Source organism: Geobacillus sp. Sah69, from assembly GCF_001414205.1.
In the GTDB taxonomy this organism is placed as follows: domain Bacteria; phylum Bacillota; class Bacilli; order Bacillales; family Anoxybacillaceae; genus Geobacillus; species Geobacillus stearothermophilus.
Window position 1 is genome coordinate 25,174 of record NZ_LLKS01000051.1, and the last position, 6,877, is coordinate 32,050.

Consider the following 6,877-nt stretch of genomic DNA (forward strand, 5'->3'; position numbering starts at 1 on the left):
CCGTCAACTCGCAAAGAGCAAACAGGCCGCACCCATGCCGCTTCCCCGCCTTACGCCGTTCCTTCCGGCTGCCACGTGTTTCGGCCGGCTTCGGCTTCATCATGAATGAAAAGCGAGGTGACAAGCGCGGCGATGCTGCCAATGAGGCCGAATAAAAACAAATGATGGATGCCGGTCATAAACGTCGGCGCCTTCGTCAAAAACGCTCCCATGACGGTCACGCTGATCGCCGTGCCGATATTGCGGCAAAACATAAAAAAGGATGTCGCGATTCCTTTTTCATGAGCGTCGGCAAGCTGCTGCGAGCCAATGACCCCAACGGTCGACGTCAACCCGAATGACAGCCCTTGGACAAACATGACGAAAAAAACATACCAAAATCCGTGACTTTCGTTCAGCAGCGCCAGAAGCAGGCCGGACGCAACCAGCAGCACATTGCCGATGATGAGAAGCGGACGGTAGCCATAGCGCAAAATCCATTTCCCGGCCGGCACGGCGGCGATCATCCAGCCAACGGACGAGCCAAGCAAGGCAACGCCGCTGATAAATACCGATAAATGAGCAACATTTTGCAAAAAGAGCGGAATGTAGCTTGACGTGCCAAACAGCGCGACGCAGCTGACAAAGCCGTTAATGTTCATCCATTTGAGCGTGCGGTGATGAACAAGTGAAAGCGGCACGAGCGGAGACGGCTGCCGTTTTTCGAAAAAGTAAAACGCAACAAGTAAGAGCGCGCCGGCCGCCCCGTACCACCATTGCCCCCGCGCAACGACGGTGACGAGCAAAAGCAAGCTGATCGCCGCCGCAAACAGCACCGCGCCCATATAATCAACCGCCGCCCGCTTCGGTTCATATACTTCTTTATATGGAAACAACGTCACAAGCGAGAGCAAGCAGATGGGAATGTTGACATAAAAAATCCAGCGCCATGTCGCGTATTCGACAAACAGCGAGCCTAAAAGCGGCGCCAAGACGGCGGAAATGCCCCACATGGCGGTAAAAAACGCCTGGATCTTTCCGCGCTTTTCCACCGGAAACAAATCACCGGCGATAATGGCCGGAAACGGCATCATAAACCCGGCGCCGACCCCTTGTACGGCGCGGAACAGGACGAGTTGCACCATATTTTGCGACAAACCGCAAAGAAGCGAGCCAATCAAAAATAAAATGATGCCAAAGCTGAATACGTTTTTGCGGCCAAACAGGTCGGACAGACGGCCGGCAATCGGCGACAGGACGGTCGTTGTAATCATGTATGACGCAAACGCCCAGGCGTACAAAGAAAACCCTCCAAGCTCTTTGGCGATGATCGGCATTGTCGTGTTCATGATGGTCGTATCCATGGACGCGACGAGCATCGCCAGCACGATGCTGACCATGACCGACAGGCGGCTGCTCATACAAATAACCTCCTTTTTTGGTAAACTACAAGTATTTTATTTTACACGATAAAAAATCATGGCACAAAATGATATGCGTCAAAAATTTGGATCGTTTGTATTCATTGTCGAATTTTGTTACCCTAAAAGTGCAAAGCCCCAAAACCGCTAACACGATCCTCATGAGATTATTGTACAAATAAGGAGGAATGAGATGAAAAAAACAACAAGCGTCTTTTCTATTTCCATTGTGATCGCCATTGTGTTTATTATTTGGGGAGTCGTTCCGGAGTCTTTGCTGCCACGCTACAATTTAAAGGCGGTCAGCAACGCGGTACACTCGTTTCTGATCGATAAATTCGGCTGGTTTTATTTGCTCAGCGCTTCGTTGTTTTTGGCGTTTTCTTTGTTTCTTATTTTTTCCCGTTACGGAAATATCCGCCTCGGCCGCGACGGGGAAGAACCGGAATACAGCTATATGACGTGGTTTGCCATGCTGTTTAGCGCCGGAATGGGAATCGGGTTAGTGTTTTGGGGAGTGGCCGAACCGGTGTCCCACTATTACACGCCGCCAACAGGAGAAGAGGCAACGGCGGAAGCGGCCCGTCTGGCCATGCGCTACTCGTTTTTCCATTGGGGGCTGCATCCATGGGCGATCTACGGCGTCCTTGCCTTGGCGCTCGCTTACTTCCAGTTTCGCAAGCGAGAAGCCGGGGTCATCAGCCGCACGCTGCGCCCGTTGCTAGGAGCGCGGACAGAAGGCGGTCTCGGTGTAGCCATTGATACGCTAGCCGTATACGCAACCATTTTTGGCGTCGCCACCTCGCTAGGGCTGGGAGCCATTCAAATCAGTGGGGGATTGCATCAGTTGTTCCCAAATATTTCAAACTCTATTTCAACACAACTGCTCATCATTGTGGTTGTCACGGCTCTGTTTATGCTCTCGGCGCAAACCGGCCTAAACAAAGGCATAAAATGGCTGAGCAACATCAATATTGCGCTCGCATTGTTGCTTATGTTGTTCATGCTGTTTGCCGGTCCAACGAATTTTATTTTGGATGTGTTCACGTCGACGATCGGGACGTACTTACAAAATCTTCCCTCGATGAGTTTCCGGCTCAACCCGTTCGAGCAAAATGATTGGCCGAAAGTGTGGACCATTTTTTATTGGGCGTGGTGGATCGCATGGGCGCCGTTTGTGGGGACGTTTATTGCTCGCATTTCCCGTGGGCGCACGATCCGTGAATTTATGATCGGTGTCTTGGCGGTTCCAACGATTTTCAGCGCCCTTTGGTTTTCCGTGTTTGGCGGCTCAGCTCTTTATTTGGAGCAGTTCCAACATGCCGGCATTGGCGAGGTAATGAATGAAAAAGGAGTAGAAATAGCTCTGTTTTTTACATTCGAACATTTCCCATTCGCTCCATTGCTCTCGGGAATTGCCATTTTGCTCATTTGCACATTTTTCGTCACATCGGCAGACTCAGCAACGTTTGTGCTCGGCATGCAAACCACTAAGGGCAGTTTAAACCCGCCAAATTCGGTCAAGTTCGTCTGGGGCATCATTCAATCGGCAGCTGCGGCGATCTTGCTGTGGACTGGCGGTCTGCAAGCGTTGCAAACCGCTTCGATCATCGCTGCATTCCCGATTGCGATCATCATGATTTTGATCGTTCTGTCCCTTATCCGTTCATTTCAGGAGGAAGTGACGCGAAAAGCGAAAAAACCCATCCAATAATGACCAAAGGTGTCCCTCAAGCAACGGGACACCTTTTCTTATTATAGGATGTACGAAATGATTGACAGGCCTTATGATTCCCTTGGTTGTGACGATCAGCAGCTGAAGCAACATCTTTGCACGGGATGCATAAAAAAAGGCTGCCCGCCAAAGCCACAAATGTGCTTTATGCGAGCAGCCTTCCGCCGCATTCGGTTATGTTTAAGCCGACGTCCATACGCATCCCGTTAGTTAAGCACCCGGACCGCTTTTACAAACCGCGTTTTCCAATATGAGGACGTGAGCGATGAATACGTGACACCGAGCGAAACGGTGGCGTTGATCATTTGCCCGTTGCCAGCATAAATGCCGACGTGGTTGATTGTGCCGTTCGAATCGGTATCAAAAAAGACGAGATCGCCTTTTTGCAACTGGCCAAACGACACCGTTCTTCCCGCTTGCGCCTGAGCGATGGATGTGCGCGGCAGCGAAATGCCGGCTTCGCCAAAAACGCGCATCGTAAACGATGAGCAGTCAAACACATCGGTGCGCGACGGGCTTGCTCCATACAAATAGCGCGCCCCTAAATATTTTTCCGCAATATCGATGATTCGGTCGGCAAGCGATGCGGAGGACTCAGTGGCAGCCGAGTTGGCGGCCGACACCTGCTGCTTGGCCTCCCGGACATCAGCCGTTCCGCCCGCCACTTTAATGGCTTGGCCAATGCGGATGGTGTTCGGGTTTGTAATTTGCGGATTCAGTGCCAATAGACGGTCGACCGTCGTTTGAAACTTGTTCGCAATCCCAAGCAGCGTATCCCCCGCCTGCACGATATACCGGCCGCTTGTCGGCACGGCTGCCGGCTGCACATTGTATGTATTGGAACGTTCCTGTCCCCCTGCTACTTGCAACTTCTGCCCGGCGCGAATGAAGTCTGGGTTCGTAATGCTTGGATTGAGCTTGAGCAGCGCATCCACAGTCGTGCTAAACTTGCGGGCGATTCCGCTTAGCGTATCACCAGGCTCGACCGTATATGTATTCGAAGAAGATTCGTTTGATTTATTTGGTTCATTGACGCGCAATACTTGTCCGGGAAAAATCAAATCCGAAGACAAATCGTTTTCTTGCTTTAACGCTGCGACCGTCGTGCCGGATTGCCGGGCAATCTTCCAAAGCGTATCGCCTTTTTGCACCGTATAGCTCGCCGCCGATGCCGCGTGGCCGGCCAACAAGGAACCGATCAACGTGCTTGTCAATATAACCGTTTTTTTCATGCTGCATCCCCCTATGACGTCGATGTATCCATCTTTATGTATCCATGTTTATACAAAATTCGCTATCACTCTACAAAATTCACCACGTATTCCTACACATGAGCCATTATAGTAAAATCAAAGCAATCCGTCTGTAACAGAAAGAATAAAAGTAGATTACAAAACGATTACAAAAAGCGCCCCCTTTGTCGCACAAAGGGGGCGCAGGCTACATCACCCGTTTAAATAGTTTTTCAATTTCATATGTCGAAAAATGAACGATGATCGGCCGGCCGTGGGGACAAGTAAATGGGTCCGTCGTCTGCCGCAGCGCCTCAAGCAAAGCGAACAGTTCATCCTGGCGCAAATGTTGGTTTGCTTTAATGGCGCGCTTGCAGCTCATTAAGATCGCCGCTTGTTCGCGCAATTGCTTGATGTCGACCGTTTTGGCCGCCAACACTTGTTCGATCATTTCCTCGATGATTTCCCTTTCTCTCCCTTTCGGAAACCACGTCGGATGGGAGCGAACGAGAAACGCCCGCGGCCCAAACGGCTCAAGAAACACGCCGCAGCGCGCCAGCTCATTGCGGCAGGCGGCGATCCGCTCGTACTCGTCGGCTGGATATTCAAACATCAACGGAACGAGCAGCTCCTGCACTTCCTTCGTGGCTTCGCCGAGTTTTTCCCGGAAATATTCATAGTTGATCCGCTCTTGAGCCGCATGCTGATCGATCATATACAGCCCATGTTCGTTCTCCGCCAAAATGTACGTCCCATGCAATTGTCCAATCGGATAAAGCGGCGGCAGGCGATCGGCCGCCGCTTTATCTTCCGCTTGCCCATCTGTCGGCAAGCGGAGGGCACGCCGTTCTTCTCCCACCTCTTCCTCCTGCTTTCGCTCGAAAGCGGGCCCATGTTCGTCCGGTATTCCCCATTCATCCGTCCGCACAGCCGCGGATGGCCGCTCAGCCGGTGCGTCACCGGTTAGCGGCGCAAAAGGGGTGGTCGCATCTTCCCCGTCGCCGATGTCGCTCGATAAGACAGACGGCTCGCGGACGCGATGAGTGAACGTCCAAGCCGCCTGCTCCGCCTTTGGTTTTGCCAGCTTGCTGTCGGCCGATACGGACGGAATGAGCGTCCGCTCGCGAAATGCCTGGCGGATGGCGTCTGTGACGAGCTCATTCAGCTCTGCTTCCTTGCTAAAGCGGACTTCGAGCTTTGCCGGATGGACGTTGACATCGACAAGCACCGGATCCATTTCAATGGATAAAAACACAATCGGATAGCGGCCGATCGGCAAGAGCGTATGGTAGCCGGCTTCAATCGCTTTTATGAGCGGCACGCTGCGCACATAGCGGCCATTGACAACAAGCGAGATGTAGTTGCGCGAGGCGCGCGTCACGTCCGGCGGCGAAATGTAGCCGCGAACGGTAAAATCGAGCGATTCCGCTTCGATGGGGATCATTTGTCTCGCCGTCTCGGCGCCGTAAATAGCGGCGAGCACGTGCCGGACATCGCCGCTGCCATTGGTGGCAAGCAATGTTTTGCCCTGGTGGCGGAGGCGAAATGATACGTCCGGATGGGCGAGCGCCAGCCGGTTGACGACGTCGGCCGCATGGCCGAGCTCGGTGTGGATCGTTTTCATATATTTCAAGCGCGCTGGGGTGTTGAAAAACAAGTTCGATACGGTAATATCCGTCCCTTTACGCCCCGCCGCCCGCTCGCGGGAGACGAGTGCGCCGCCTTGAAGCACAAGCTTCGTTCCCGGTCCGCTGCCCGTGCCGGTCGTCAGCTCCACTTCGGATACAGAAGCGATGCTCGGCAGCGCCTCACCGCGGAACCCGAGCGTGCGGATGCGGAACAAATCGTGCTCGTTGTGAATTTTGCTTGTCGCATGACGTTCAAAAGCGAGCAAGCAGTCGTCTTCCTCCATGCCATCGCCGTTGTCGATGACGCGGATTTTCGCCATTCCCGCCTCTTCAAGCTCGATGTTGATGACCGTACTATGGGCATCAATGGCGTTTTCCACCAACTCCTTGACGACCGAAGCCGGCCGCTCGACGACCTCGCCGGCGGCGATTTTGTTTGCCAGCAGGTCATCGAGCTTGCGGATGCGTCCCATCGGGCCTCCCTCCCTCTAGAAATGTTGATCTATCAAGGCTTTTCGGCCTCTCAGGGGTGTCCAAAAAATATTTTTCGACAAAATCCCTTACATCCTTTTTCAGTTTTGTGGATATTTTACAGACCTAGGGTGCGCTTCGCGGCCACGGCTGGTTATATTTTCCTGCCGCGGGGGGGAAGCATATTCGATGCACCCTTTGGATCTCCGCGTCGCTGATGAGGACGAACCCTCCCATGTCTCCGGGCGTCTTCGCGCCAACATTCCCTCGTTCGGTCTCGTCATCAGGCGGAGGCCGGCCAAGCTCCTTTAGGGACTCAAGGTCGAATGGATGAAATCACGCCAGCTTCTCCGGTGTCATCTCGTTGTCCAACGATTCTTCCGTTCGCAGGGGGGAGGCCTTAGGCCGCCC

The 6,877-nt window shown here is 53.1% G+C and carries 4 protein-coding genes; 1 reads left to right on the plus strand and 3 read right to left on the minus strand.

Features of this window, described 5'->3' with window-relative positions; translation table 11 throughout:
• Window positions 1-50: 50 nt before the first annotated feature.
• Window positions 51-1,400, minus strand: a complete 1,350-nt coding sequence (locus AP057_RS12305) for an MDR family MFS transporter (protein WP_055358871.1) — start codon at window positions 1,398-1,400, stop codon at window positions 51-53.
• Between the two features lie 193 nt (window positions 1,401-1,593).
• Here AP057_RS12305 and AP057_RS12310 point away from each other — a divergent pair, with 193 nt between their 5' ends.
• On the plus strand, window positions 1,594-3,114 hold the full coding sequence (locus AP057_RS12310) for a BCCT family transporter (RefSeq protein WP_055358872.1): 1,521 nt from the start codon (window positions 1,594-1,596) through the stop codon (window positions 3,112-3,114).
• A gap of 227 nt (window positions 3,115-3,341) precedes the next feature.
• On the opposite strand, the gene AP057_RS12315 is transcribed toward AP057_RS12310, so the two are convergent.
• Window positions 3,342-4,367 carry a LysM peptidoglycan-binding domain-containing protein gene (locus tag AP057_RS12315; RefSeq protein WP_055358873.1) on the minus strand — a complete coding sequence of 342 codons (1,026 nt, stop codon included), beginning with the start codon at window positions 4,365-4,367 and terminating at the stop codon, window positions 3,342-3,344.
• A gap of 208 nt (window positions 4,368-4,575) precedes the next feature.
• On the minus strand, window positions 4,576-6,468 hold the full coding sequence (gene mutL, locus AP057_RS12320; protein WP_055358874.1) for a DNA mismatch repair endonuclease MutL: 1,893 nt from the start codon (window positions 6,466-6,468) through the stop codon (window positions 4,576-4,578).
• Window positions 6,469-6,877 lie beyond the last annotated feature (409 nt).